Source organism: Streptomyces sp. NPDC036984 (genome assembly GCF_055607665.1).
The window spans coordinates 91316-117739 of the sequence record NZ_JBVJRL010000011.1; the positions used below are offsets into that span (position 1 = coordinate 91316).

The 26424-nt window shown below is 72.0% G+C and carries 20 protein-coding genes and 2 tRNA genes; 11 read left to right on the top strand and 11 right to left on the bottom strand.

All coding sequences use genetic code 11. The features are described 5' to 3' along the window. Nucleotides 1-25 precede the first annotated feature (25 nt). From ACZ7DL_RS21230 to ACZ7DL_RS21240, 3 genes are all read left to right on the top strand, one after another. On the top strand, nt 26-2485 hold the full coding sequence (locus tag ACZ7DL_RS21230) for an MFS transporter (protein WP_470776136.1): 2460 nt from the start codon (nt 26-28) through the stop codon (nt 2483-2485). A 104-nt stretch (nt 2486-2589) separates the two neighbouring features. Beyond that, entirely contained in the window at nt 2590-3411 is an 822-nt protein-coding gene (locus ACZ7DL_RS21235) for a YceI family protein (RefSeq protein ID WP_470775905.1), read from the top strand. 49 nt (nt 3412-3460) lie between these two features. Continuing rightward, nucleotides 3461-3931, top strand: a complete 471-nt coding sequence (locus tag ACZ7DL_RS21240; protein ID WP_470775907.1) for a PPOX class F420-dependent oxidoreductase — start codon at nt 3461-3463, stop codon at nt 3929-3931. A 51-nt stretch (nt 3932-3982) separates the two neighbouring features. On the opposite strand, the gene ACZ7DL_RS21245 is transcribed toward ACZ7DL_RS21240, so the two are convergent. The 9 genes from ACZ7DL_RS21245 to ACZ7DL_RS21285 form a co-directional block, all read right to left on the bottom strand. Then, the gene (locus tag ACZ7DL_RS21245; protein WP_470775908.1) at nt 3983-4741 is read right to left on the bottom strand and encodes a TetR/AcrR family transcriptional regulator; all 759 of its coding nucleotides are present in this window, start codon (nt 4739-4741) and stop codon (nt 3983-3985) included. 137 nt (nt 4742-4878) lie between these two features. After that, the gene (locus ACZ7DL_RS21250; protein WP_470775910.1) at nt 4879-6264 is read right to left on the bottom strand and encodes an MFS transporter; all 1386 of its coding nucleotides are present in this window, start codon (nt 6262-6264) and stop codon (nt 4879-4881) included. A gap of 59 nt (nt 6265-6323) precedes the next feature. Next, the gene (locus ACZ7DL_RS21255) at nt 6324-8516 is read right to left on the bottom strand and encodes an ArnT family glycosyltransferase (RefSeq protein ID WP_470775911.1); all 2193 of its coding nucleotides are present in this window, start codon (nt 8514-8516) and stop codon (nt 6324-6326) included. Then, on the bottom strand, nt 8513-10027 hold the full coding sequence (locus tag ACZ7DL_RS21260; RefSeq protein ID WP_470775912.1) for a bifunctional glycosyltransferase family 2/GtrA family protein: 1515 nt from the start codon (nt 10025-10027) through the stop codon (nt 8513-8515). The genes ACZ7DL_RS21255 and ACZ7DL_RS21260 overlap by 4 nt, the downstream gene beginning before the upstream one ends. 26 nt (nt 10028-10053) lie before the next feature. Next, nucleotides 10054-11712 carry an ATP-binding protein gene (locus ACZ7DL_RS21265; protein ID WP_470775913.1) on the bottom strand — a complete coding sequence of 553 codons (1659 nt, stop codon included), beginning with the start codon at nt 11710-11712 and terminating at the stop codon, nt 10054-10056. Beyond that, on the bottom strand, nt 11709-12449 hold the full coding sequence (locus tag ACZ7DL_RS21270) for a response regulator transcription factor (RefSeq protein ID WP_055710393.1): 741 nt from the start codon (nt 12447-12449) through the stop codon (nt 11709-11711). The genes ACZ7DL_RS21265 and ACZ7DL_RS21270 overlap by 4 nt, the downstream gene beginning before the upstream one ends. Before the next feature lie 101 nt (nt 12450-12550). Further along, complete coding sequence (locus tag ACZ7DL_RS21275; protein WP_470775915.1) at nt 12551-12907, bottom strand: antibiotic biosynthesis monooxygenase family protein; 357 nt, start codon at nt 12905-12907, stop codon at nt 12551-12553. A gap of 107 nt (nt 12908-13014) precedes the next feature. After that, entirely contained in the window at nt 13015-13887 is an 873-nt protein-coding gene (locus tag ACZ7DL_RS21280; RefSeq protein WP_470775916.1) for a DUF2797 domain-containing protein, read from the bottom strand. 261 nt (nt 13888-14148) lie between these two features. Next, on the bottom strand, nt 14149-14514 hold the full coding sequence (locus ACZ7DL_RS21285; RefSeq protein ID WP_470775918.1) for an HGxxPAAW family protein: 366 nt from the start codon (nt 14512-14514) through the stop codon (nt 14149-14151). 83 nt (nt 14515-14597) lie between these two features. Here ACZ7DL_RS21285 and ACZ7DL_RS21290 point away from each other — a divergent pair, with 83 nt between their 5' ends. From ACZ7DL_RS21290 to ACZ7DL_RS21315, 6 genes are all read left to right on the top strand, one after another. Beyond that, nucleotides 14598-15089 carry a MarR family winged helix-turn-helix transcriptional regulator gene (locus ACZ7DL_RS21290; RefSeq protein ID WP_470775919.1) on the top strand — a complete coding sequence of 164 codons (492 nt, stop codon included), beginning with the start codon at nt 14598-14600 and terminating at the stop codon, nt 15087-15089. A gap of 124 nt (nt 15090-15213) precedes the next feature. After that, nucleotides 15214-15363, top strand: coding sequence for a hypothetical protein (locus tag ACZ7DL_RS21295; RefSeq protein WP_470775921.1), 150 nt, complete (start codon nt 15214-15216; stop codon nt 15361-15363). A gap of 686 nt (nt 15364-16049) precedes the next feature. After that, nucleotides 16050-17531, top strand: a complete 1482-nt coding sequence (locus tag ACZ7DL_RS21300; protein WP_470775923.1) for an ice-binding family protein — start codon at nt 16050-16052, stop codon at nt 17529-17531. Between the two features lie 303 nt (nt 17532-17834). Further along, entirely contained in the window at nt 17835-18431 is a 597-nt protein-coding gene (locus tag ACZ7DL_RS21305) for a DUF5819 family protein (RefSeq protein WP_470775924.1), read from the top strand. Next, entirely contained in the window at nt 18418-19566 is a 1149-nt protein-coding gene (locus tag ACZ7DL_RS21310; protein ID WP_470775926.1) for an HTTM domain-containing protein, read from the top strand. The genes ACZ7DL_RS21305 and ACZ7DL_RS21310 overlap by 14 nt, the downstream gene beginning before the upstream one ends. A gap of 219 nt (nt 19567-19785) precedes the next feature. Continuing rightward, a complete protein-coding gene (locus ACZ7DL_RS21315; RefSeq protein WP_470775928.1) occupies nt 19786-19944 on the top strand; it encodes a hypothetical protein in 159 nt (52 codons plus the stop codon). A gap of 101 nt (nt 19945-20045) precedes the next feature. On the opposite strand, the gene ACZ7DL_RS21320 is transcribed toward ACZ7DL_RS21315, so the two are convergent. Then, nucleotides 20046-20118 (bottom strand) — tRNA-Arg (locus ACZ7DL_RS21320). A 203-nt stretch (nt 20119-20321) separates the two neighbouring features. Beyond that, nucleotides 20322-20412, bottom strand: a tRNA-Ser gene (locus ACZ7DL_RS21325). 166 nt (nt 20413-20578) lie between these two features. Here ACZ7DL_RS21325 and ACZ7DL_RS21330 point away from each other — a divergent pair. Continuing rightward, nucleotides 20579-21049 carry an SSI family serine proteinase inhibitor gene (locus tag ACZ7DL_RS21330; protein ID WP_470775930.1) on the top strand — a complete coding sequence of 157 codons (471 nt, stop codon included), beginning with the start codon at nt 20579-20581 and terminating at the stop codon, nt 21047-21049. Between the two features lie 237 nt (nt 21050-21286). Continuing rightward, nucleotides 21287-26416 (top strand): PAS domain-containing protein, encoded by a 5130-nt coding sequence (locus tag ACZ7DL_RS21335; protein ID WP_470775932.1) that lies wholly within the window; start codon nt 21287-21289, stop codon nt 26414-26416. The last annotated feature ends 8 nt before the right edge of the window (nt 26417-26424 follow it).

The following is a 26424-nucleotide window of genomic DNA, read 5'->3' on the forward strand; positions in this document are numbered from 1 at the left end:
CGGGGGAGGCACAGGCCACGCCCCGATGACGCACCGGCAGATCATGGAGGCCCTGTCCGGGCTGCTGCTCGGCATGTTCGTGGCGATCCTGTCGTCCACGATCGTCTCCAACGCCCTGCCGGAGATCATCGGGGACCTCGGCGGCGGTCAGTCCGCCTACACCTGGGTCGTCACCGCGGCCCTGCTGTCGATGACCGCGGCCACTCCCCTGTGGGGCAAGCTCGCCGACCTGTACAGCAAGAAGGCGCTCGTCCAGATAGCCCTGGTCATCTACGTGGTCGCCTCGATGGCGGCCGGCCTGTCGCAGAACCCCGCCATGCTCATCACCTTCCGGGTGTTCCAGGGCATCGGCGTCGGCGGTCTGTCCGCGCTGGCGCAGATCGTCATGGCGGCGATGATCTCCCCGCGCGAGCGCGGCCGGTACTCCGGTTACCTCGGTGCCACCTTCGCCGTCGCCACCGTCGGCGGCCCGCTGCTCGGCGGTGTCATCACCGACACCTCCTGGCTGGGCTGGCGCTGGTGCTTCTACGTCGGTGTCCCGTTCGCGATCATCGCGCTGATCGTTCTGCAGAAGACCCTGCACCTGCCCGTGGTCAAGCGGGAGGTCAAGGTCGACTGGGGCGGCGCGTTCTTCATCTCCGCCGCCGTCTCCCTGCTGCTGGTCTGGGTCACCTTCGCCGGTGACAAGTACGACTGGCTGTCCTGGCAGACCTACGCGATGGTGGGCGGTTCGATCGCCCTCGGCGCGCTCTTCGTGCTCATCGAGTCCAGGGCGAGCGAGCCGATCATCCCGCTGCGCCTCTTCCGCAACCGCACGATCACGCTGGCCTCGCTGGCCTCGCTCTTCGTCGGTGTCGCGATGTTCACCGGCACGGTGTTCTTCAGCCAGTACTTCCAGCTGGCCCGTGACAAGTCCCCGACCATGTCGGGCGTCATGACCATCCCGATGATCGGTGGTCTGTTCATCTCCTCGACCGTCTCGGGTCAGTTCATCACCCGCACCGGCCGCTGGAAGGCGTGGCTGGTCAGCGGTGGCGTCCTGGTGACCGCCGGCCTGGCCCTGCTGGGCAGCATCCGGTACGACACCGAGTACTGGAAGATGGCGATCTTCATGGCGCTGCTGGGTCTCGGCATCGGCATGATGATGCAGAACCTGGTGCTCGCCACGCAGAACCAGGTGGCGCCCTCCGACCTCGGCGCGGCGAGCTCCACGGTCACCTTCTTCCGCTCCCTCGGCGGTGCGGTCGGCGTCTCCGCGCTGGGTGCCGTGATGTCCCGCCGGATCACGCACTACGTCGAGGACGGCGTCTCCGCCCTGAGCCCCAAGTACCAGGCCGCCCTGGCCGGCAGCTCGGGCTCGACCGACAGCATCCCGGACATGGACAAGCTCCCGGCGCCCATCCGGACGCTGCTGGAGAGCGCCTACGGCCACGGCATCGCCGACGTCTTCTTCATCGCCGGCTGCCTCGCCGCCGTGGCCTTCCTGATCACCCTGTTCATCAAGGAGGTCCCGCTGAAGACCCAGGGCGCGCTCGCGCAGGCCGCCGCCGGCGACACCCCGGCCGGGGCCCAGGCTCCGGCCGCCGCCGAGACGGCCACCGAGGCTCCGGCCACGGAGCGGGTACCCAGCTGGGCCACCCCCGTGGTCGGCGAGAACGGCAGCACGACCACCGCGACCACGCAGCTGAGCGCCGTCGCCACGGTCGCCGAGTCCGGCGGCCCCGGCGGCACCCCGGTGCACGGCTTCGTCCGCGGCGCCGAGAGCGCCCCGGTCCCGCAGGCCGCGGTCACGCTGATCTCGCTCTCCGGCCGCCAGCTGGGCCGCTCGGTCGCCCAGGCCGACGGTTCCTACGCGCTCGACGCCCCCGGCACCGGGTCGTACGTCCTGATCGCCTCCGCCGACGGCTACCAGCCGCAGGCCTCCACCATCGTGGTGGGCGAGGAACCGCTGGCGTACGACATCCTGCTCAGCGGCACCAGCGGGCTGACCGGTGTGGTCCGGGCGGCCGGGAGCGCGCTGCCGGTCAAGGGCGCCATGGTGATCGTCACCGATGTGCGCGGTGACCTGCTGGCCACCGCCGCCACCGGCGAGCAGGGCGACTTCGCCCTCACCGAGCTGGTGCCGGGCACGGTGACCGTCGCGGTCAACGCGACCGGGTTCCGGCCGCGCGCCCTGCCGGTCGAGGTCGGCGCCACCGGTGTCACCCGGATCGAGGTCGACCTGGACGCCGGCGCCCGGCTCCAGGGTGTCGTCCGGGCCCCGCACGGTCCGCTGGCCGATGCCCGGGTCACCCTCGTCGACCAGGCGGGCAACGTGGTCGGCAGCGCCACCACCGGGACGGACGGCGCCTATGCCTTCACCGACCTGGACAGCGGCGAGTACACCGTGATCGCGACCGGCTACCCGCCGGTGGCCACCGCGCTGACCGTCGCCGGCCCCGGAGTCGACGGCCACGACATCGCACTCGCCCACCCCGGCGAGTAGTCCGGACCCCGGCCCGTGGCGGCGCGCGCCCTGAGCGGAGGGCGCGCCCGCCACGGGCCGGTCTCATACGACCATTTTTTGAGCTTTTATCAGGGAGAAACGGGATGGGACTGACCGCGAAGATCCGTACGCGGGACGGGTGGGCCGTGTCGCACGCGGTCGTCACGGTGACCGACATGACCGGTACGCAGGTGCTGCGGACCGAGGCGGACGCCGAGGGCGCCGTACGGGATGCCGCCGAGCTGGCGCCGGGGGCGTACACCGTGATCGTGACGGCCGTCGGATACGCGCCCGTCGCGTCCAGCGCGATCGTCACCGCGAGCGGCCGGGCCGAGGTCGGCACGGTGACGCTGGCCCGGCAGGGCGGCGCCGAGCTGCCGCCGCCCGGACCCTGGACCATCGACCCCGCACACTCCACCGTCGCCGCGGTCGCCCAGCACCTGGGGATCTCCAGCGTGCACGGCCGGTTCACGGAGTTCGGCGGCCTGATCGAGATCGCCCCCGACGACGCCACCAAGTCCCGTGTGGAGGCGGTGATCCGGGCGGCCTCCATCGACACCGGCAACGGCATGCGCGACACGCACCTGAAGTCCGCGGACTTTCTCGACGTCGAGCAGCACCCGGAGATCACCTACCGTTCGACGGGGGTGACGGCCGCGGGTTCGGACCGCTGGACGGTGCACGGCGAGCTGTCCCTGCACGGGGTCGTACGACCCGTCGACCTCGACCTGGCCTACCTGGGCACCGGCGCCGACCCGTGGGGCGGCACGCGGGCCGCGTTCCGGGCCACCGCCGAACTGCACCGCGAGGACTTCGCGATGAACTACAACCAGGTCCTCCAGGCGGGCATCGCGGCCATCGGCACCACGCTGAAGGTGGAGCTGGACATCCAGGCGGTGCAGGGCGGCTCACTGCCCCAGGCGTAGGCACAGCAGGATCAGCCACAGGGGCGCACCCCGCCCCTAGGCTGCCCCCATGGCACCGAACATCGCTACCAACACCCGTGTATCGCTGGACGAGCTGCTGGACTTCGTACGCCCCCGTCACCGCGCCCTGCTGATCACCCGACGCGCCGACGGCGGGCCGCAGGCATCCCCGCTGACCTGTGGGGTCGACGACTCGGGCCGGATCGTCGTCTCCACCTACCCCGAGCGGGCCAAGACCCGCAACGCCAGGCACGACCCGCGGGTCAGCCTGGTCGTCCTCAGTGACGACTGGAACGGCCCCTGGGTCCAGATCGACGGCACGGCCGAGGTCGTCGACGCGCCGGACTCCGTGGAGCCGCTGGTCGAGTACTACCGCAACATCGCCGGCGAACACCCCGACTGGGACGAGTACCGGGCGGCCATGGTCAAGCAGGGCAAGTCCATCATCCGGGTGACACCCGAGCGGTGGGGCCCGGTGGCGACCGGTGGGTTCCCGGCGCGGCTCGTCGCCGACGGCTGACCCCCGCTCACCCCGAGCCGGCGGACGCCGTCCGGCGCGGACACCAGCGCGTCAGCCGCGGGCGACCATCGCCTCGATGCCGGCGATCAGCAGGTCCAGGGCGAAGGCGAAGTCGCGGTCCAGCATCTCGGCCACCGTGTCGCCGCCGCGGGCCGCCATCAGGTTCTTGGACTCCGTGATGACCTCGGCGGTCCCCGGCACCTCGGCCACCATGCTCATGGCCTGCTCCAGGTACTCGTCCGCGCTCAGCCCGGTGTCCTCGATCCGGGCGTGGAAGTGGGCCTCGATCGTGCCGTAGCCGTACACGAACTGGAAGACGGCCGAGATCGCACCCGTCACCCGGTGCGTCGGCAGCCCGGTGCGGCCGATGACCCGCTGCACGCTCCGGGAGAAGGCGAGCGACCTGGGGCCGATGTTGAGGAAGCGGCCGGCCAGCGGGGACAGCCAGGGGTGCCGGACCAGCAGCGCCCGGTACTCGCCGGCCAGCGCCCGCAATTGCCCGCGCCAGTCCTCGTCCGTGTTCTCCAAGTCGGGCAGCCGCAGCTCGGCGTAGGTGGCGTCCAGGGCGAGTTCGAGCAGGTCGTCCTTGGTGTCGACGTACCAGTACAGGGACATCGCGGTGACGTTCAGCTCGGCGGCCAGCCGGCGCATGGAGAACTTCGCGAGCCCCTCGGCGTCCAGCAGCCGTACGGACGCCTCGGTGATCCGCTCCCGGTCGAGCCCGGAGGGCTGCCCACTGCGCCCGCCGCGCCGGGCCCTGCCCTCCCGCCACACACTGTCCCGCGCCGACCGACCCGCCTGCTTCGTCACCGGCGCACCTTTCTCGATTCCGGACACTGTCCCAACTTAAGGGGCGCGCGGCCGTGTCCGATGTGCGGCTGCCGCCGCGTGGGCGTGACCGGCCACGACACACCCGCAGTCGCGCGACCACCCATCGGCGCGAGCCGTCAGGCGGACACCCGCTCCGCCCGCCGCAACAGCCCCGCCGCCACGAACCCCCCGACCAGCACAGCAGCTGCCCCCACCAACTGGCCCTCGCCCAGCCCGGCGGACAACGACTCCCCTGACGCCACGGAAGAGCTGAGCACAGCCCCCAGAACGGCGACACCGAGCCCGTTCCCGAATTCGGCCAACGTGCCGTTGATCCCGGCCCCCACCCCCGCCTTCTCCGGAGGGATCGCGCTCATGATCGCGTGCGCCATCGCCGGATTCGCCACCGCGCACCCCACACCGATCAGCAACAGCCCGAGCAGCGTGCCCGCATAGCCCCCGGAGTCCGCCTCCGCGATGGACACCAGGCCCCCGGCCATGCACACCATGCCCAGCGCGATCGACGCCGGTGTGCCCAGGCGCGCCGACCACTTCGCTGACAGCCCGCTGAAGTTGAGCACCACCACCGTCAGCGCCAGCGGAGCGGTCCGCAGACCGGCCTCCACCGGCTCGTACCCGAGCACGAACTGGAGGTGCTGCGTCAGCAGGAACAGTGCGCCGCCCATGCCGAACACGATGAGCACGGCCCCGGCGACCGCACCCGTGAACCGCCGGTCCCGGAAGAAGTGGATGTCGAGCATCGGCTCGTCGACCCTGCTCTCCCACCAGGCGAAAGCCCCCAGCGCCAGCACCGCCACGGCCCCCGTACCGAGCACGCGCGCCGAGGTCCAGCCGTGTCCCGGCCCGGAGATGATCGCGTAGACCAGCGCGGCCATGCCGATCGTGGACAGCAGCGCGCCGAGCAGGTCGGGGCGGTCGCCGCGGGGGTTCTTGGACTCGGGTACGAGGACCACCACCGCGAGCAGGGCCAGCGCCGCGACCGGCAGATTGATCAGGAAGATCGCGCCCCACCAGAAGTGGTCGAGTACGAAGCCGCCGATCAGCGGGCCGCCGGCGAATCCGAGCGCGTTGACCGCGCTCCAGATGCCGATCGCCTTCGGCTGCTCCTCGGGGGCGAAGATCTGCATCGCCACGGCCAGCGTGGTGGTGAGCAGCAGCGCGCCGCCTATGCCCATCCCGGCCCGCGCGGCGATCAACTGGCCGGTGGTGCCGGCGAGTCCGGCGACGAACGAGCCGATGCCGAACAGGACGAGGCCGGTGATCAGCATCTTCTTGCGGCCGTAGCGGTCGGCGGCGCTGCCCGCGGTCAGCAGCAGGCCGGACTGCACCAGCGAGTAGGCGTTGATCATCCACTGGATGTCGGAGGTGGCCGCGTGCAGCTCGCGGGTGAGCGAGGGGATGGCCACGTTCAGGACGGTGTTGTCGAGCAGCACGGTGAGCTGCGCGAGACAGATGACGGCGAGGATCAACCAGCGCTGGGGGTGGCCTTGGGGAGCGGACATGCCATACACCGTATAGCTGCCACTATACGGTGTACAACACGGTTTCCCGTCAGCCGCCCTTACTTCTTCTGCGTGAGGTCGTAGAAGGTGGCCGAACCGACCGTCACCTTCTTGAAGGTGCTCTGGACCCACGAGCTGATCCGGGACGCGGTGCCGCTGTCGCCGCCGCCCATGCCGCCGCCGGCGATGAAGTAGTGGATCCTCCGTTCCTCGACGTACGTCTTGAACTGGGCGAGCCTCGGGGACGGGTCGGTGCCGTTGAAGCCGCCGATCGCCATCACCGCCTCGCCCGTGGCGAGCTGGTAGCCGGCCGCGTTCTGGGAACCGACGGAGGCGGCGACCCAGGTGTACGCCGAGGCGTCCTTCTCCAGCAGCTTCTTCGCCTCGGCGGAAACGCTCGCGCCGTTGAGCAGGCCGCCGACGCCGCCGCCCATGCCGCCCTCGCCCATCCGGCCGCCACCGGGGAAGCCGTTGCCGTTCTGCCGGCCCTGCTGACCTTGCCGGCCGGGCTGCGTCGGCATGGTGCCGTTGCCGTTCTGCTGGTTCCCGCCCGGCATGCCACCGCCGAAGCCGCCACCGCCGCCCGGGAAGGCGTTGCCCTGCTGACCCTGCTGGTTCTGCTGACCCTGCTGGTTCTGCTGCCCCTGCGGGCCGGGCAGGCCGCCGCCGAAGCCGCCCCGCATGCCACCGGCGCCGCCGGGACCGCCGCCCCGGCCGCCCATCAGGCCGGCGCCCGCCGGGCCGGCCGTGACGATCGAGCCGGTGTGGCCCTCCTGCAGCGTGCTGAGCGTGTAGGCGGTCGGCCCGGCCAGCGCGGCCACGAGGCCCGCCGCCGCCGCACCGAGCGCCGACCGGCGGGGGATCCGGCCCGCGAAGACCAGGCCGAACGCGGCGGCCGGCCCGCCGACCAGGACCAGCCACTTCAGCCAGGGCAGATAGTCGGGGGTGCGGTTGAGCAGGACGTATCCCCAGGCCGCCGCCGCGACCACGGACGCGGCGAGCGTGATCGACGCCCACAGCTCCCGCCGCCGCTCCCACAGCAGCCCGGCGCCCATGCCGATCACGGCGGAGAGGTAGGGGGCGAGGGCCACGGTGTAGTACTGGTGGAAGATGCCCGCCATGTAGCTGAAGACCACCATGGTCGTCAGCAGTGAGCCGCCCCAGACCAGGAACGAGGCCCGGGTGACGGACGTCCGTGCCGACTTCCGGGTGGCCACGAGCCCCGCGGCCAGCAGGATCAGCGCGGCCGGCAGCAGCCAGGAGATCTGGCCGCCGACCTCGGAGTTGAACATCCGGTCCCAGCCGGTCTCACCCCACTGGCCGCTGTTGCCACCGCCGCCACCACCGCCGACGCTGCCGGTCTCGTCCCCGCTGAGCCGGCCCAGGCCGTTGTAGCCGAACGTCAGCTCCAGGAAGCTGTTGTTCTGCGAGCCGCCGATGTACGGGCGGGACGAGGCGGGCCACAGCTCGACGATCGCGACCCACCAGCCGCCGGAGACGACCAGCGCGAGCGTCGCCGCGGCCAGCTGCCCCAACCGCTTCCGCACCGGCACCGGCGCGCACACCGCGTACACGACCGCCAGCGGCGGCAGGACCAGGAACGCCTGAAGGGTCTTGGCGAGGAACGCGAAACCGATCGCGACCCCGGCCCACACCAGCCACTTCGTGCCGCCGTCTTCCACCGCCCGCACGACGAGACAGCAGGCCACCGCCATCAGCAGGGCCAGCATGGTGTCCGGGTTGTTGAACCGGAACATCAGCGCCGCCACGGGCGTGAGCGCGAGCACCGCACCCGCGATCAGACCGGCCGCGGGACTGAACCGGCGGCGCACGGCGGCGTACACGACGGCGACGGTCGCCACGCCCATCAGCACCTCGGGGGCGAGGATCGCCCACGAGCGGAGGCCGAAGATCCGTACCGACAGCTCCATCGGCCAGAGCGAGGCCGGCGGCTTGTCGACGGTGATGGCGTTGCCCGCGTCCAGCGAGCCGAAGAAGAACGCCTTCCAGGACGTGCTGCCCGCCTGGACGGCCGCCGAATAGAAGGAGTTGGCGTAGCCGGAGGCGCTGAGGTTGTAGAGGTAGAGCAGGAGGGTGGCGGCCAGCAGGCCGAGGAAGGCCGGGCGCACCCAGCGCGGGTCCTCGGGGCGGCCGCGCCACAGTCTGCGCGGGAACGGCTGCTTCGGCTCACCGGCTCCGGGCGCCCGCGGGGGCGCGGTGGGCGGCGGTCCCCAGACGGTCGTACTGCTCATCGGGCGTCCTCCGAGTCGGTGGTGTCGTGCGGGCGCACCGGCAGCAGCCGCATGGTGGCGTCGGCGGCGCCCCTCCGGCCGCCGTCCGCGGTCCCACCGGCGCGGAGGTGGGTGGTCGGGTGCGGCTGCTCGTACGACCGCGGGTACGTCTGCTGCTCGTACGCCTGCCGGTACGGCACCGGGCGCTGCGGCAGCGGTGCGTACGGAGCCGTCGTGTGGTGCTCCGGCGACGACGGGGTGTGCGCGGCGGCCGTGGTGGACGGGTCGGTCTCCCTCCGGTCCGGGAAGACCCAGGCGCGGAAGAGCAGGAACCGCAGCACGGTCGCCGCGAGGTTGGCGGCGATGAGCACCGCCAGCTCGGTGGAGTGCGCCGGGCTGTCGGTGGCCGCGTTCAGGGCGGCGAGCGAGCCGCTGGTCAGGACGAGGCCGATACCGAAGACGACCAGGCCCTGCGCCTGGTGCCGGACCGCACCGCCCCGGCCGCGCACCCCGAAGGTGAGCCGGCGGTTGGCGGCCGTGTTGGCCACGGCGGAGACCAGCAGCGCGAGCGCGTTGGCGAACTGCGCCCCGGTGAACTGCCGGAAGACGCTGTACAGCAGCAGGTAGAAGAGGGTGGACAGGCCGCCGACCACGCAGAACCCGACCAGCTGGCGGGCCAGCCCCTTGGGCACGTCGGTCAGCTCGCGGTCGCGCGGGTCGTCACCGAAGGGACGGGTCAGCCGGTCCAGCGGCAGCGAACCGGTGGCCAGCGCCCTGCCGACCCGCCACACGCCCCTGAGGTCGTCGGTGGCCGTCCGCACGATGTGCACGGTGGAGTCCGGGTCGTCGACCCAGTCGACCGGCACCTCGTGGATCCTGAGGCCCGCCCGCTCGGCGAGCACCAGCATCTCGGTGTCGAAGAACCAGCCGGTGTCCTCCACCAGCGGCAGCAGCACCTGTGCCACATCCCGCCGGATCGCCTTGAAACCGCACTGGGCGTCCGAGAAGCGGGCCTGGAGCGAACCGCGCAGGATCAGGTTGTAGGCCCGGCTGATGAACTCCCGCCTGGGGCCGCGTACGACCCGGGAGGTGCGGGCGAGCCGGGAGCCGATCGCCAGGTCGGAGTGACCGGAGATCAGCGGCGCCACCAGCGGCAGCAGGGCGTTGAGGTCGGTGGACAGATCGGCGTCCATGTAGGCGAGGATCGGCGCCTCGGACGCGGACCACACGGTCCGCAGCGCCCGGCCGCGGCCCTTCTGCTCCAGGCGGAAGTCGGTGACCTCGGCGATCTCCGCCGCCAGCCGCGCCGCCACCAGCGGGGTGGTGTCCGTGGACGCGTTGTCCGCGATCGTGATGCGGAACGCGTACGGGAAGGTCCGCGTGAGGTGCTCGTGCAGTCTGCGGACGCACGGCTGGAGGTCCTTCTCCTCGTTGTAGACGGGGATCACTACGTCCAGGACAGGCGTTCCGGCGTCTGTGGCCGGGAGGTGCTCCCGCGCCGGCAGGGTGCCGGGAGAAGAGTCGGTTTGCATGGCACCGACTCTTCTCGAGCGCCCTGTTACGCCCATGTGGTGGCACTGTGCTGCGCCTGTGAGTGCGATGGCCGGTTCGTTTCGGGAGCCGTCCGGGGAGCCGCCGGGGCGAGGGCGGGCAGCTGCACGGTGAACACCGTGCGGCCGGGCACGCTGTCCACGGTCACGGCACCGCCGTGCGCGGCGGCCACGGCCTGCACGATGGCGAGCCCGAGCCCGGTGGATCCGGTGGCGCGGGAGCGCGCGGAGTCCCCGCGGGCGAACCGCTCGAAGACATGCGGCAGCAGCTCGGCCGGGATGCCCTGCCCGTTGTCCTCCACGTCGACGCACAGCCACGGCCCGCGCCGCTGCACGCGCGCGGTGACGGTCGTACCGGGTGGCGTGTGATTGCGGGCGTTGCCCAGCAGGTTGACCAGCACCTGTTGGAGACGGGCCGCGTCCGCCGACACCAGCGCCGGCTCGTCGGGCAGGTCGAGCCGCCAGTTGTGGTCCATGCCGGCCGCGCGGGCGTCGCTGACGGTGTCCACGACGAGCGGGACGAGGTCGGTGTGCTCGAACCGGAGCGGGCGCCCGGCGTCGAGCCGGGCCAGCAGCAGCAGGTCCTCGACGAGGAGGGTCATCCGCCCGGCCTCGGACTCGATCCGCCCGAGCGCGTGCCGGGTGTCGGGCCCGACCTGCTCGCGCCCGCGCCGGGTCAGCTCGGCGTACCCGCGGATCGAGGCGAGCGGAGTCCGCAGCTCATGGCTGGCGTCGGCCACGAACTGCCGTACCCGCATCTCGCTCTGCTGCCGGGCGTGCAGGGCGCCGTGCACATGATCGAGCATGCGGTTGAGCGCGGCGCCGACCTGGCCGACCTCCGTGTGCGGGTCGCACTCCGACTCCGGGACCCGCTCGCTGAGGTTGACCTCGCCGGTGTGCAGCGGGAGTTCGGAGACCCGGGTGGCGGTGGCGGCGACCTTACGCAGGGGACGGGTGGCGACGCCGACGAGGACGTAGCCGGCGATACCGGCGGCGCCCAGGCCGGCGGCGGTGACACTGACCTCCACGAGGATCAGCGTGTTGATGTTGTCGTCGGTGTCCTTGGTGGGCATGGCGACGTAGAAGGCGTCGCTGCTGTCCCGGCTCGCCATGTACTTGGCGAGGTAGTTCCCGAGCCCCGGGATCTCCACGGAGTGCGCGCTGCCGTCCTTCGGGACGGTGCCGAGCGCCTTCTTCTGCGCGGCGCTCAGGCCGTCGGCCCGTGACTGCTTGAACAAACCGTTGTCGTCGTGCTGCTCCCGGGCGACGGCCGCGCTCGTGATCGTGGAGCCCCGCACGTAGCCGGCGATGGTCCCGAGCGGCGTCGGCCCCTTCGTCAGCAGGTTCTCGACCTTGGTGGCCGGCGTGGAGCCCGGAACGCCGGGCGCCCCCGGCCGGGCACCGCCGCCCGGCTCCTGCTGCATGTGTCCGACCGCGCGGATGGCCACCTCGGTGACCTTGTCGTCCAGCTGCTCGTAGAGGTGGGTGCGCAGGGCGAGCGTGGTGACCGTGCCGATCACGGCGCACACCACGGCGATCAGCGTCACGGACGCGACGACGAGCCGGGTCCGCAGGGTGCGCGGCTGTCCCTTCCCCACTCTCGGCTTCGGTCGAGCGGGGGGACCCCCATGCCGCTTCTGCGGACGCGGCCGTCGTCGCCCGCTCATGACGCGGCGGGCTTGATCAGGTAACCGGCCCCCCGCCGGGTGTGGATCATCGGCTCCCGGCCGGCGTCGATCTTCCGCCGCAGATACGAGATGTACAGCTCGACCACGTTGGCCTGCCCGCCGAAGTCGTACGACCACACGCGGTCCAGGATCTGCGCCTTGCTGAGCACCCGCCGGGGGTTGCGCATGAGGAAGCGCAGCAGCTCGAACTCGGTGGCGGTCAGATGAATGGACTCCCCGGCCCGCGAGACCTCGTGACTGTCCTCGTCCAGGGTCAGATCCCCCACGACGAGCACGGAGTCCGACCGACGGTCGGCGGCTCCCGACCGGCGGATGAGACCCCGCAGCCGCGCCACGACCTCCTCCAGACTGAACGGCTTCGTGACGTAGTCGTCCCCACCGGCGGTGAGCCCGGCGATACGGTCCTCGACCGCGTCCTTGGCGGTGAGGAAGAGGACGGGCACGTCCGGCAGTTCGCGCCGCAGCCGCCCGAGGACGGTCAGCCCGTCCATGTCCGGCAGCATCATGTCGAGCACGACCGCGTCGGGCCGGAACTCACGGGCCGTCTGGACGGCCCCCTGCCCGTCCCCCGCACTCCTGATCTGCCAGCCCTCGTAGCGAAGAGCCATGCTCAGCAGTTCGGTGATCGACAGCTCGTCGTCCACCACAAGCACGCGGACGGGGCTCCCGTCCGGCCTCAGCAGTTCGGTGCGCCCCTGGGGCGAGGTCGTGGTCATGGTGGACACCCTGTCGGGGCCCTCTGAGAACACGCTTTCACGAATCTGTGATTTCCCTGAGAAACACACAGGTGCCTCTCAGGGAACTCCTGGGAAACCCCTCAGGGGCGCTGGAAGGAGTGAGCGTGCTCGACGCGGGCGACGTGGATCGCGTACCGCTCGTACCACCGCTCCCGCCCGCGCCGCTTGGCCGCGACATGTTCGGGGTGCTGCCGCCACCGCTCGATCCCGTCGAGATCGCTGAAGTAGGCGACGCTGATGGCGAGTCCGCCCGGGGTGTGGGCGAAGTCCTCACCGAGGAAGCCGGGGATGTCCCGCACGAGCCGGGAGAGGTGCTCGGCGGCCTGCCGGTATCCGTCGGCGTCCGCACCGGTGCGAGCGGAGGTGAACACGACGGCGTAGTAAGGGGGTTCGTGAACGGACGTGGGCGTGCCAGGGGTGTCTGCTCGATCGCTCATGGCCATCACCATCGGGTCCCGGGGCGACCGGCGTCCATGGACCTTGCTCAAAGGGATCCGTACGGGATCCATTTCTTTACCCCCGAGCCCTTCCTCCCTCTCCCCCCTCAGAACAGCCCCTCCGGCTCCCTCCTGAACTCCCGCACCGGAAAGGCGCATCCGGCCTCCGGCGACTCCGGCGGCAGCAGCTCCCAGCCGGTCATCAGCCGGGTGTCGAGCACGACGACTCCACGCCCGCCGACCGCCAGATGAAGATCGGGTCCGGCGGCCGCGACCAGCTCCCCGCACACGGCCCCGCCCGGCACCAGCTCCACGACCTCACCGAACGCCGCCGTCGCCCCTTCGAGCCCGAAAGCCCTTACATGGTCGACGACATGGCAGGGCTCCGGCCGCAGGGACTCCGGCCATCCGGCGAGCGCCACGGCCCGCGCGTGCAGCTCCCGCACCTCGGCGGCGCGCTCCGCCCCGGCCCCCGGCAGCGCCGACCGCACCGCCCGCTTCTCGGCGTACGGAATCCGGTCCGGCACCCGCAGCGCGGCCCGCAGCACCTCCTCCGTGCGCCGCGCCGCCATCAGCGGGCCGGTGCCGAGCCAGCTGAAGCAGACGGCGCCCTGTTCCAGCAGCCGGGCCGGCCCGCGCTCCAGCGCGGTGATGCCGACCTTCACCATCCCCGGCCCGAACCACGCCAGATACACCCGGTACGGCCGTGGGTCGTCCGCGATCGTGTCGGCGGCCACGGAGTGCGCCCGGTCCAGCCGCGCGCACTCCTCGCACCGGGCCCCCGTACTCCGCCCCGGCACGGCGGCCCGCACCGGGCAGACATGCCCCCGCGCCCCCACACACGTCCGCCGTCCCCCCGCCGGCACCGCGAAGGCGACCCGCTTCCCCCGGGGCAGCGCACTACGCGACCCACCGTCCCACTCCAGCACCGGCCCACCCGCCGACCAGCGCAGGCCCGAGCACTTCCATACGTGTGCCATCGCTCGTGAGGGTACGGGGTGGGTCTGACAGCGGCCCGGGGACGGCACGGGGGTACGGCAGGCCGGGACCCGAAGCCGCAACCTGCGACTCAGGGCCGTGTTCACGTCGGTTACGGCAGCACGTACACCGGCATCACGCCCGCAGGCCCGCCTGCCGCATGCAACCCCGTTTGGTCAGCATGCGTACACGGTCGTGGAGCACCACCTCCACCCCGGAGGCCGGGGTCGGCGATCAGCGACTGCCGGTCGAGGAAAGCTCGTTCACTCGACAGGTGACAGAGGTATCGATTCGACAGAAACCGCACCCGGGAGCGAGGCGGGCTTCTCGGCCCACCGCCCTCGCCCGGCGATCCGGCAGCCGACACACCGGTCGTGGCCCCCTCGTGCCTGCGTGTCCCGGACCCGCATCCCCCACTGGGCGCGCGGTCGCACCCCCGGCGGTTTGCCCCAGCCGGACAGGTGCAGAACCCAGGTCACCAGGACGCCCAGCACCACGACGGCCAGGCCGCCGGCAACGAGCGGGAGCAAGGCCGTGCACACGCCCAGCCCCACCACGGCACTGCCCACCGTCGCGATACCGACGCCGGTCCAGCCGGCGATCGTGTGACCCTCGTCGTACAGACTCATGGAGCCGCCTCCGGGAACGAGTTTCCCTCACGAGCTAAGAGATTTACCACCCGAATATCTCACGAACTAAGGGATTACGAAAGATGCACGGCACGCCGCGCCCGCCCGCCACTCCGGCCCAGGCGTTGTCGGCGATGGACCACCTCATCGCCGCCCACCTCATCGGACAGCAGGAGCTGGCCCGGCGGCTGGGGTTGAACGTCACCGACCTGACCTGCTTCGCCTTCGTCCTGGAGGCCGGCGACGACCTGCTGACGGCGGGCGACCTGGCGGCCCGCGCCCACGTCACGACGGGCGCGGTGACCGGTATCCTCAACCGCCTCGAACGCGCCGGCTACGTCACCCGCCGCCCCGACCCCACGGACCGCCGCCGGGTCCGCGTGGCCGCTGTACCGGACGCCGTCGCCCGGGTCGAGGCGGTGTACGCGGGCCACTACAAGCGCCTGACGGCCCTGTTCTCCGACTACTCCCCGGAGGAACTGGCGATCATCACCGACTGGTTCACCCGGGCCACGAACCTGGCCCACGAATACCTGGAGAAACTGAACCGGAACGACCCGACGGAGGAGTGCTGAGCCGCCGGATCAGCAGGTCGGTCACCGGGCCCGTGAGGCACGCGCAAGCCGTACAAGGCCTCTGCCGGCACACCGCCGAGGTCCGGCATCGACCGACGCCGTCCGCACTCGCTGGTGTCAGTCGATGGTGTCAGGAAACGGAATCCTGTTGGCACTGCGCGAGCCGGCAGTTGTCGTCTCGCAGATGCAGTCGACGGAGATCGTGCAGAGCGGCAACGGGGAAGGGGTGCTGCACCCACTTCCGTCAGCAGCCGTCCTCGCCGTGAAGCCGTAGCACTTCCTGCGCGGCAGTCAGGACCACGTGGCCGAGTACGCGGCGGGGCTGTGTGGAACTCCAACAGAGCGCACCGTGCTCGTCAGGCGCGTCCCAGCTGCTGTCCAGATCCGGGAACCGGTAGATGGCGATGTCCACGTTCGGTCCGTGCGACCGGAGAACCCACCCGACCTCGGCCGGTTCGAGGTCGAAGGAAACTCGCTGGACGGTCGGTGCGCCACAAAGACCCGCCACCCCGTGCGTGACGCGCGGAGGTTTGCTTTCCCTGGTCTCACGCAAAGCCTTCATAGACTTGTGACGGCACGCTTTCCGCTCCGCCATTAATACGACTACTACTCCGAAGAGAACCGCGAAGCTGCTTTTTTATCCAACACGCCGGTGATATGCCGGGTGTCGGTCGGGGCGGTATCGACCCAGGCGCTAAGGATGCATGAATTTCTTCGCCGCCTGGGCTGACCAGAGAAGTGACGTCACCATGTCACCCGTCTCGACCAAGCAGGAACGACCATTCAGCCCATTAATACTCTGCTGGGCATTCGAGTTCAGCTCGCCAGGTTCGGCGAAAATCACCTCACATGAATCGCAACCTGACGCATGCCCCTGAGTAATATGCCAGCGACAGAAACAGGCGATTCTGCGCGACTGAGAACCGCCAAAACGTCATCCCCACAGGAGTTGGCACCTCGATGACACTCAATTTCCGTGTCGCGCCGCTACGGCGCGCTTTGTCGGTGTGGACCGCGGCGGTACTAACCGTGGTGCTCTCCGCTGTCGCAGTCACTGTCATGTCGACACAGGCAAGCGCCCTCGTCACGTTCGTAGATCTGGGCAGGGCGGACAGCTTCGCGGTGCTGGCCGGTTCGGCAACCACCAACACCGGCCCCTCGGTGATCACCGGAGATGTCGGGGTGCATCCGGGATCGTCCATCACCGGCTACGGGCCGCCCGCCGTCGTGAACGGGACCCTGCACTCTGCGGACACCGAGGCTCAGGACGCCCAGACCGACCTGGCCGCGGCGTACGACAACGCCGCCGGACAGGCCTCCAACGGGGCACTTCCCCCGGACGCCGGTGGCCTCAAGCTGGTTCCGGGCGTCTACACCGCCTCCACCACCCTCGGACTCACCGGCACCCTCACCCTGGATGCCGAGGGGGACCCCGACGCCGTCTGGGTGTTCCAGATCGGTTCGGGTCTCACGACGGCGTCCGGCAGCAGCGTCTCCCTCATCAACGGCGCCTCGCCGTGCAATGTGTTCTGGCAGGTCGGCAGCTCGGCCACTCTCGGCACCGGCACTGACTTCGTGGGCAACATCATGGCCATGGCCTCGGTCACTGCCAACACGGGCGCCACCATCGAGGGGCGGGCGCTGGCCCGTACCGCTGCCGTGACGCTGGACACCAACACGATCACCCGGCCGGAGTGCGGAACCAGCACCACGGGAACCACGGGCACCACCGGAACCACCGGAACCACCGGAACGGATGGCACTACCGGAACCACCGACACCACCACCACCGGAACCACCGGAACCACCGGAACCACCGGAACGGATGGCACTACCGGAACCACCGGCACCACCACCACCGGAACCACCGGAACCACCGGAACCACCGACACCACCAGCACCACCGGCACCACAGGGACCACCGGCACCACCGGGACCACCGGCACCACCGGCACCACCGGGACCACCGGCACTGCGGGAACGACTGGAACGACCGGAACGTCCGGCACCGTGGGGACGACTGGCACCACCGGAACGTCCGGCACCGTGGGGACGACTGGTACCACCGGTACCAGCGGCACCGTGGGGACGACTGGTACCACCGGTACCAGCGGCACCGTCGGGACCACCGGGACCACTGGAACGACCAGCACTGGCACCGCCACCGGTACCACCGGCACCGCCACCGGTACCACCGGGACCACTGGAACGACCAGCACTGGCACCGCCACCGGTACCACCGGCACCACCGGCACCACCGGCACCACCGGAACGACCGGCGGAAACGGCCACGGCCACGGCTGCAAGCCTGACGAACACAACGGGCATGGCGACAAGCCCGACGAGCACTACGGGTACGGCGACCAGCCCGCAAAGCCCAAAAAGACCGAAAAGCAGAAAAAGCCCGGCAAGGACGATGGTTACGGCTGTGATCCTGCCTAGCGTGCACGGCCGACTCCGACGGGGTGAGAGCTCGGAGGCAGCCGTCCGGCTGCGGAAGTAGGACGGGCGGCGTGCGGCGCGGATCGTCGTCGATTCCGCCGCACGCCGTCGGCGAAGCTCAGGAGAACCAGGGTGAGAGAAGTCGGGACGGAAAGGCCGGATGGAGCCGTGCGTGGTGGCGTTGCAGCACCCGATGCCGACGAGTCGGACGAGGCGGGCGCTGGGCCGACCGCGCAGAAGGGGGGCGGAAGACCGCCTGCATTCCAAGCTCCTTCGGAGCCGCCCGTCGCACTGAGGGCCGGAGTGCGCGTCACCGTGGTCCTGTGTCTGGCGACGGCGCTGGTGCACGTGCTCCTGGTGTTCCTGCAGGTGGCACCACCAAATCCCATCTCCCGCCAGTACAGCCGGCAGGTCAACGCCTGGATCTTCCCGTTGTTCGAACAGAACTGGCGGCTCTTCGCCCCGAACCCGGAATCGGTCAACCGGCATATTTCGGCAAGAACCGCGCATACCGCCCCGGACGGCACCGTCCAGGTCAGCGGATGGTTCGACCTGACCGCCGTCGACACTGCCGCGGTGCGACACGACCCCTTCCCGAGCCACACGGCACAGAACATGCTGCGCCGGGCCTGGATTTCCTACCTGGAAACGCACGGTGGCGACGACCATCCGCGCTCGCAGCGCGCCCTGATGATCCAGCGATACCTGCGCAACATCGCCGCTGATCGCGTCACCGCCCATCGCCACGGCACGTTCGAGTTCATCCAGCTGCGGGTGATCACCGTGCCCATCGCCGCGCCGCACGCAGCGGGTGGCCCCGGTCCCGGCGCGGCCGCACAAGGGCCCGCCAACACTCGTTACCTGCCCTGGTGGAAGGTGGCCCGCGATGCAAGAGGCTGAGCAGACATCGGTCGCGGTGGCCACGCCGACGCGCCCCGGACACGGCACCGAGCGAGCGAGCGCACACGCACCGCAGCAGAGGCAGGCCCGTATCGCCACGCTCCTCGCCCTCCTGCTGGAGCAGCCGATCTCCCTGTACGCCGCGGCGGCTCTGCGCATCGGGTACGGGTTCCTGTACTTCGCCTTCCTGCTGCGCGAGTTCCCCCACCACGACGAGATCTGGGGTCCCGGCTCACCGTGGACGCCGGCACTGGCCAGGCAACTCTTCGACCAGACGGGGTGGGCCAGCATCCTCACCCTGTCCGACAGCCGGGCCTACTTCGAGGTCTGCTACACGGCAGCCCTCATCACCTCCGCACTGTTCATGCTGGGCTGGCGGACCAGAGCGGTGTCCGTGCTGTTCGCGGTCGTAGTGTCGTCGTTCCACGCCAGGGCGATCTACATGGCGGACGGAGGGGACAACCTCATGCTCCTCATGGCCCTCTACCTCGTGTTCACCGCATGCGGCCGGCGATGGTCCCTCGACGCGCGCAGGACCCGGCTCCGGGCGTCCGCCGGCAAGACCGCCCGGCTTCCGCGGGACCAGGCACGGGGCGAGTTCCGACGTCACCTCCGCGAGGCGCGCCTGACAGTGATCACGGTGCTCCACAACTGCGGCATGCTCGTCATCGCCGCCCAGGTCTGCTTCCTCTACGGATCCGCGGGCCTGTACAAGGTGCAGGGCGACTCCTGGGGCAACGGCACCGCCCTCCATTACGCCCTGAATCTCGACCTGTTCCGGCCCTGGCCCGCGCTCTCCCTCATGGCGGCCGAACACGACCTGATGATCGCCCTCACCTGCTACCTGACGGTGCTGTTGCAGGTGGGCTTCCCGTTCGTCCTGTTCGGCCGGCTCAAGTACCCCGTCCTGACGATGCTGTTGGGCATGCACTTGGGCATCGCGCTGTTCCTGGGCCTGCCGCTCTTCTCCGGCGCGATGATCGCCGCGGACGCCGTGTTCCTCCCGGACCGCTTCTACCGGCACCTCGGACAGCTGTGGCGGCGTGTTGTCCCGTGGGCTGACATCAGGGAGGCGCGGACTCGGACCCCCGCAGATGCTGCACGGGTACCTCCGCAGTCGGGACCGGCCGGCTGAGCCCGACACCTGGTACCGCTGCGCGGCGGTCGGAATTCCGCCCCCGGAGCAGGGTGCCTGCCCGGCGTGGGCCTGGAGCAGTTCCGGAAGGCGGCCCCGCACCTGGCCGACGCCTGGAGGTGTACGCGGGTCGCGGTCCCAGGACAAGCCCGGACAGGTGGTCATCGCCGGAGCACAAGCGGCGCGTCAGCTCCTGGCGGCGGCCCGTGAGAACCGGCTGTGGGCCACAGCTCCACCCGGGTGACCATGGACATCTACACCTTCGTACGGCTCGACTCCCAGCGCTCCGCATTCGATCGCGTCGGGGATGCCCTGAGGGGTGACGGCAACGGCCCGGACGATGACGGCGGGCCGGCCAGTGTCCCCATAGCCGTCTGATCGATCCCGCGTCGCCTTCTGAGGCGGTTGCCGTCAAACACTGCCGTCAAAGCAAAAGCCAGAGGCCCTGTGGATCACTCCACAGGGCCTCTGAACTGTTGTGCACTCGGCAGGATTCGAACCTGCAACCTTCTGATCCGTAGTCAGATGCTCTATCCGTTAAGCTACGAGTGCTTGTTCTTTTTTTGCCCCCGCTCCCGGCCCTTTCGGCCCGCTCGCGGCGACAGGAAGAACATTACATGACTGCCGCCGTCATGTGAAATCCGATCCGCATACCCCTTGTGACCTGCGAAAACGTCGAGGAACAGGGGGACGGCACCCGGCATCGCGGGAACGCCGAAGCCCCGGTCCTGGGGACCGGGGCTTCGGGATCGGGGCGGAGGCGGAGGGATTTGAACCCTCGATGGGCTTTAAGGCCCAAACCGCATTAGCAGTGCGGCGCCATAGACCGGACTAGGCGACGCCTCCAGCACAACCGCTCACGCGAGCGCGCGATCGGTGCGTGCAGATGATGACACAGTGGAGACCGTGTCACCAATCGCCCCCCACGGTACTAGGCACTCGGCCCGCAGGGCAAAGAGCTTCCCCCGGCGGGGCGGCGCAACGTCTCGGGGGCTTCCGCGTTGGACAGGGCATGGACTCTCTCCTACCGGTCACCGGGCGGCGCCTCCTCATGGCGTCCCTCGCCGCCGCCACTTCCCTCGTCCCGCTCACCGCCGTATCCGCCGCCGCGGCCGGCGCCATGCCGCCGCCCGTCCGGCCCGAGGACCGGGGTGATCACCTCACCGTCGTGGTCCGGCACGCCGGGGCCGGACGGGACGGGACGTACGGGGTGTCCTGCCATCCCACCGCCGGCCGTCATCCGGACGCCGCCGGGGCCTGCGGGGTGCTGGACCGGAACACGCGGTGGGGGCGTGATCCCTTCGCACCGGTGGCGCCCGGCACCACCTGCACCATGCTCTACGGCGGCCCGGCCACCGCCCATGTCACCGGCACCTGGGCCGGACGCCCGGTCGACGCCTCGTACAGCCGCAGCGACGGGTGCGAGACCGGGCGGTGGGATCGGATGGTGCCCCTGCTGCCGGGCATGGACGCGTCCGCGTAGGGCCGGCGCCTGGTGCGGCGGGCGGAAGCATTGGTTCCGTAAAGGTCCGGAGAAGGTATCGGGGAGCCTGACCATGCGGTCATGCGTTCGCTGTCACTTCCTCGTGGGACCTCCCTCTCATCCGGCGCCGCGAGCGCAACCCGTGCCCTTAGACTCCCTCGCGTGACACGTCGCGGGCCGGTTGGCAAGATGGCCCGAGCGGTCGGCAAGGTGCGGTAACAGGGAGGAAGGCGTCTCGTGAGCAGCAGGCCATCCCGAGGCGCTGCTCGCCTCGCAGCCATACTCGACGCGCTGCCGGACGCGTTGGTCCTGGTCAACGCCAACGGAACCGTCGTCAACGCCAACACCATCGCGCTGGAGGCCTTCGAAGCGCCTGGTACGGCTCTCGTGGGGCGCGGGCTGCTCGATCTGCTGCCCGAGTTCGACTCCCGGCTGATCCCCGGTTCCATGCGGCGGCCCGATCACATGGATCCGACGGGGCGGACCAAGCCGACGCGGATGGTCGCGCGGCGCACCGACGGGGCCGAGTTCCCGGTCGAGGTCACCAGCGCGAATCTGGAGAACGGGCAGCAGGCGTACGACGGTTACGGCTACACCGGCGACGAGCTGCTGATGATCGTGGTCCGGGATCTGTCCGGGACCGTCGACACCGAGGCGGAGCTGGCCCGCTCGCAGCGGCAGACCGAGATGATCCTGCGGGCCGCGTCGGAAGGTGTCGTGGGCACCGACACCGACGGACGGATCGTGCTCGTCAACCCGGCCGCCGCCCAGATACTGGGGTACCGGGCCGGGGAACTCGGCGGCAAGGAGCTGCACGCCCTGGTGCTGCACTCGCGTGCCGACGGTTCGCCGTTCCCGTACGAGGAGTCGCCGCTCGCCGACACCCTGCGCTCCGGGCGCAAGCACCGGGTGCGTGGGCAGGTGCTGTGGTCCAACGGCGACCAGAAGGTGCCGGTCGATCTGACCACCGCGCCGGTGCGGGACGGGGACCAGCTCGTCGGCGCCGTGATGACCTTCACCGACCGGCGGCCGTTCGACTCCCTGGCGGAGGAGAAGGAGGCGCTGGAGAAGGCGCACGCCGAGGAGCTGGAACGACTCTCCGAGGAGCACGCCTCCGATCTGACCGCGCTGCGCCAGCAGCACGTCACCGAGCTCGAGGAGCTGCGCGAGAAGCAGGCGGAGGAGCTGGCGGCCGGCGAGGAGCGGTACGCCGCGCTGGCCGAGCGGGAGAAGGACCGGTACGAGGCCCTCGCCGGGCGGCACGAGCAGCTGCTCACCCTGCTCGGGCAGTCGCTGCGCGGGCCGCTGGACGAGCTGCGGCGCGAGCTGTCCGCGCTGGCCGCCGACGACGCCGGACAGCTGTGGCCCGAGGCGAACCAGGTGCTGCACCACCTGTCCGCCGGGTACTCGCGGATCACCGCCCTCATCGACAACGTCCTCGGCTACCAGCGACTGGACACGGGCGCCGAGGACATCACCCGCACGAAGGTGATGCTCGACGCCGTCGTCGCCGCCGGTGTGGACGGGGCCGTGGAGCTGATCGGGCCGGGGCGGGTGCAGTTCGCCGTCCACGCGCCGCCCATCGAGGCCGAGGTCGACCCGCAGCGGCTCGCCACCGCGCTCGCGCACCTCGTGGCGGACGTCGCCGGGGTCGACGCCACCGGCAACACGCCCGTCTCCGCGGGCGGTTACCTGGACAACACCGTCGTGGTCGCCGCCGCCCAGCGCGGTGAGGTCGCGCGGATCGAGGTACGCGGGCCGTACGCCGGGGGCGACCCGGTGCACGAGCCGATCGTGCGCGGGATCGTGCGCGCCCACGGGGGTGTGCTCCAGACGCACGAGGTGCCGGGCATGAGCGGCAGCGCGTACGTGCTCGAAGTGCCGCTCGGCGGCGGGGCGGGCGCGGTCGCGGCGGTCGCCGCGGCCGCCATCGAGGCTGCGGACGCCACGGTCGCCGGTCCGGTTCCGGCTGCCGGTGAAGCCGCCGCGGACGACACCGGCGCGACCGAGCAGGGCATCGCCGTCAGCGGTCGGCGACGGGCACGGCGGGCCTCCACGGACGCCTTCCTGGACAGTGACGTGGCCGGCGCGGCCGACGCCGGTGATGCGGACGCACCCGCGCCGACCGGCCGGCGCCGGCGGCGGGCCGCCGCGCCCGTCGAGGAGAGCGTCGCGGTCCCGGCCGAGGGCGCGGAGTCCGCGTCCGGCGGGACCGGGCGGCGGCGCGGGCGCCCCGCCGACACCGGCACCGCCGACGGCGCGGGCTCCGGTACCGGTGAGGGCGAGAGCGTGGCCGAGGGGGCCGTGATGACCGCGGCCGAGCAGGGCGCGGGGGCTGCCGCCTCGGGTACGGGACTCGGTGGCACCGTGCCGCCGCAGGGTGTTCCCGCGCCCTCCGGCCGGCGCGCCCGCCGTGACTCCGGCGCCCCGCAGGCCGCCCTGCCGCCGGCGCTTCCCGCGGCCGGCGGCGAGCCCGCCCCGGGCGCGCAGACCGTTCCGGCTGCTCAGGCGGCTCCGGGTACCCCGGTGCTTCCGGCCCAGGGTGGCGAGGCGGTTGCGGCCGAGGGCACGCAGCCGACCGGGCGGCGCCGACGGGCGCTCGCCGCCGCGGCGGAGCGAGCCGCGGCGCAGGAGGCGGCCGGCGCGCGTACGGTCTTCGCCCTGCCGCCGGCGGAGGCGGACCGGTCCCCGCACACCGCTGCCCCGGCGGACGAGACCCCGACGGACGGAACCCCGGCTCCGGCCATGGGCGCCGGCCCCGCCGTGCCGGTGGGTCCGGGCGCCGGTACGGCCATGCCCATGGCTCCCGGTGCCGGTACGGCCACGCCCATGGCTCCCGGTGCCGGTACGGCCATGCCCACGGCTTCTGGTCCCGGTACGGCCACGCCCATGGCTCCCGGTGCCGGTACGGCCATGCCCACGGCTTCTGGTCCCGGTACGGCCGTGCCCGTGGCTCCGGGCGCTCCGGCCGGCGGTACCGCCGTGCCCGCTGCTCCCGGCACCCACGCAGCCGTACCCGCAGCTCCCGGCACCGGTGCGCCCGCGGGCCCGAACACCGGTGTTCCGGTTCCTCCGGATGCCGCGGGCCGGAACTCCGGTGTCCCTGCGCCCCCGGGCGGCGCGGGCCTGAACACCGCCGCCCCCGTACCCCCGGGCACCTCCGTCCCCGGTGCCCCCGCCGCGGGCGGGCCGCAGGTCGTCGGTCCGCAGGCCGGTGCCGTTCCGTTGCCGGGGCAGGTGCAGGTGCCCGCCCAGATGCCGGTGTCCGTCGCGGGCATCGCGGGTGAGGACGGCCGGCACGACGCCGTACCGCTCGACCAGGCCGAGGACCACACCCCGCCGCAGCCGCATCCCACCAGCGCCCCGACCGGTCGGCGCCGCCGGGCCGTGGCCCAGCCGGCGGAGGCCGCCCAGGCGGGCGTGGCGCCGGGGGCCGTACCCGGGCAGACCCCGCCCGGGCAGGCGGTTTCCCCGCGGCCCGTCGCGGTGCCCGCTCCCGGCGGGCTCCCGCAGGCCGCGGCCGTCCCGCCGGCTCCCGGTCAGGGCACCCCGGCGCACGGCATTCCGGCGCAGGGCACGGCCGGGCAGGGCATCCCCGTCCAGGCCGGTCCCGTACCGCCCTCGGGGCAGCCGGCCGCCGTGGCTCCGGGGGCCCCTCCGGGGACCCCTCCGGGGACCGTCGCTCCAGGGGCCGTACCGGCGGGTCCCGGAGCCCAGTCCGCTGGCGGCGCCCCGGCCCGGCCGGTGGCCGAGGGCGGGCCCGCCGCACCCGCTCAGCCCGCACCCGCCCCGGCCTCGGCCACGCCCGCCCAGGGCACGCCGGTGCAGCCCGCGCCCGGGGCACCGGTACCGCAGACCCCGGTCGTCCCCGCCCAGGGCACGGCGGGGCAGCCCACTCCCGCCCACGGCACGCCCGGACAGGCCGTCCCGTCACCGGGCGCGCAGCCGGGCACCCCGCCCGCCGGTACCCCGGTGGCGTCCCCGGGCGGGCTGCCGTTGCCCGCGGAGTCCGGGCAGACGCCCGCGGCCGGCGTCCCGCAGCAGTGGCCGGGCGCCGGCGACACCGCCGGCGCGGGAACGCCCGCTCCGGCGGCCGGTACCCCGCTGTCCGCCGGGTCCGCCGGTCAGTCGCCGCGGGTCGCGCAGCCGTTGCCCGCCGAGGCCGCGGGCGGCGCGCCGGTCGATCCGGACTCGACTCAGGGACGGGCGATCAGCGTGCGCACGCTCGGGCAGGGTGTGCCGTTCGCGCGGCAGGCCGCCCAGGTGCAGCAGCCGACGACGACTCCGCCGCCGCACGCGCCGGGCGGTTCGGGCCGGCGCCGCAAGCTGGGCACGCCGCCCGACCCGGCCACGCGCCCGGACCAGGCGGCCCGGCCGCACCCGTCGGCCGAACCGGCGCCCGCGCAGCCGTCGCCCGCCGGGCAGCCGCCCGCGGTGCAGCCCGCGCCGGGCGGCCAGGCACCCGTGTCGCAGCCCTCGCTCGCCGGGCAGTCCCGGCTGGCGCCGGGCACCGAGGGGGCCGGGCGGTCGTACGCCATAGGCGCCCCGGAGCCCAACGCCGCGGAGGGCCCGGAGCCGCTGGACGGTCCCGGCGGGGCCGTGGAGGTGGCGGACACCCCGCGTCCGCAGCCGCTGGACGACGAGCTGCCCCCGGAGCCGCTGGACAACCCGCGCCGGCTGCTGGTGTGGCCCGCGCCGGACGTGACGACGCAGCAGGCGCTCAGCGACCGCGGCTACCGGCCGGTCATCGTGCACTCGCGCGAGGAGGTCGACGCGCAGATCGCGGCCTTCCCCGCCGCGCTGTTCGTGGACCCGCTGACCGGGCCCATCACGCGTACGGCGCTTCAGTCGCTGCGCCAGGCGGCGGTCGCGGCCGAGGTCCCGGTGCTGGTCACGGCCGGTCTCGGGCAGGCGACGCGGGAGGCGGCCTACGGCGCCGACCCCGCCGTGCTGCTGAAGGCGCTGGCTCCCCGGGACAGCGAGCAGCATCCGCCGCGCGTCCTGCTGATCGAGGAGCACGCGGAGATCGCGCTGGCGCTGACCGCGACGCTGGAGCGGCGCGGGATGCAGGTGGCGCGGGCCGCGAACGACAACGACGCGGTGACGCTGGCGGGGCAGTTCCGGCCGAACCTCGTGGTGATGGACCTGATGCAGGTGCACCGCCGGCGGGCCGGGATCGTGGACTGGCTGCGTGCGCACGGACAGCTCAACCGGACCCCGCTGGTCGTCTACACCGCCGCAGTCGACCAAGCCGAGCTGCCCCGGCTGGCCTCGGGCGAGACGGTGCTGTTCCTCGCCGAGCGGTCGACGAGCACCGAGGTGCAGAGCAGGATCGTGGATCTGCTGGCCCGGATCGGTACCAACTAGGCACCGGC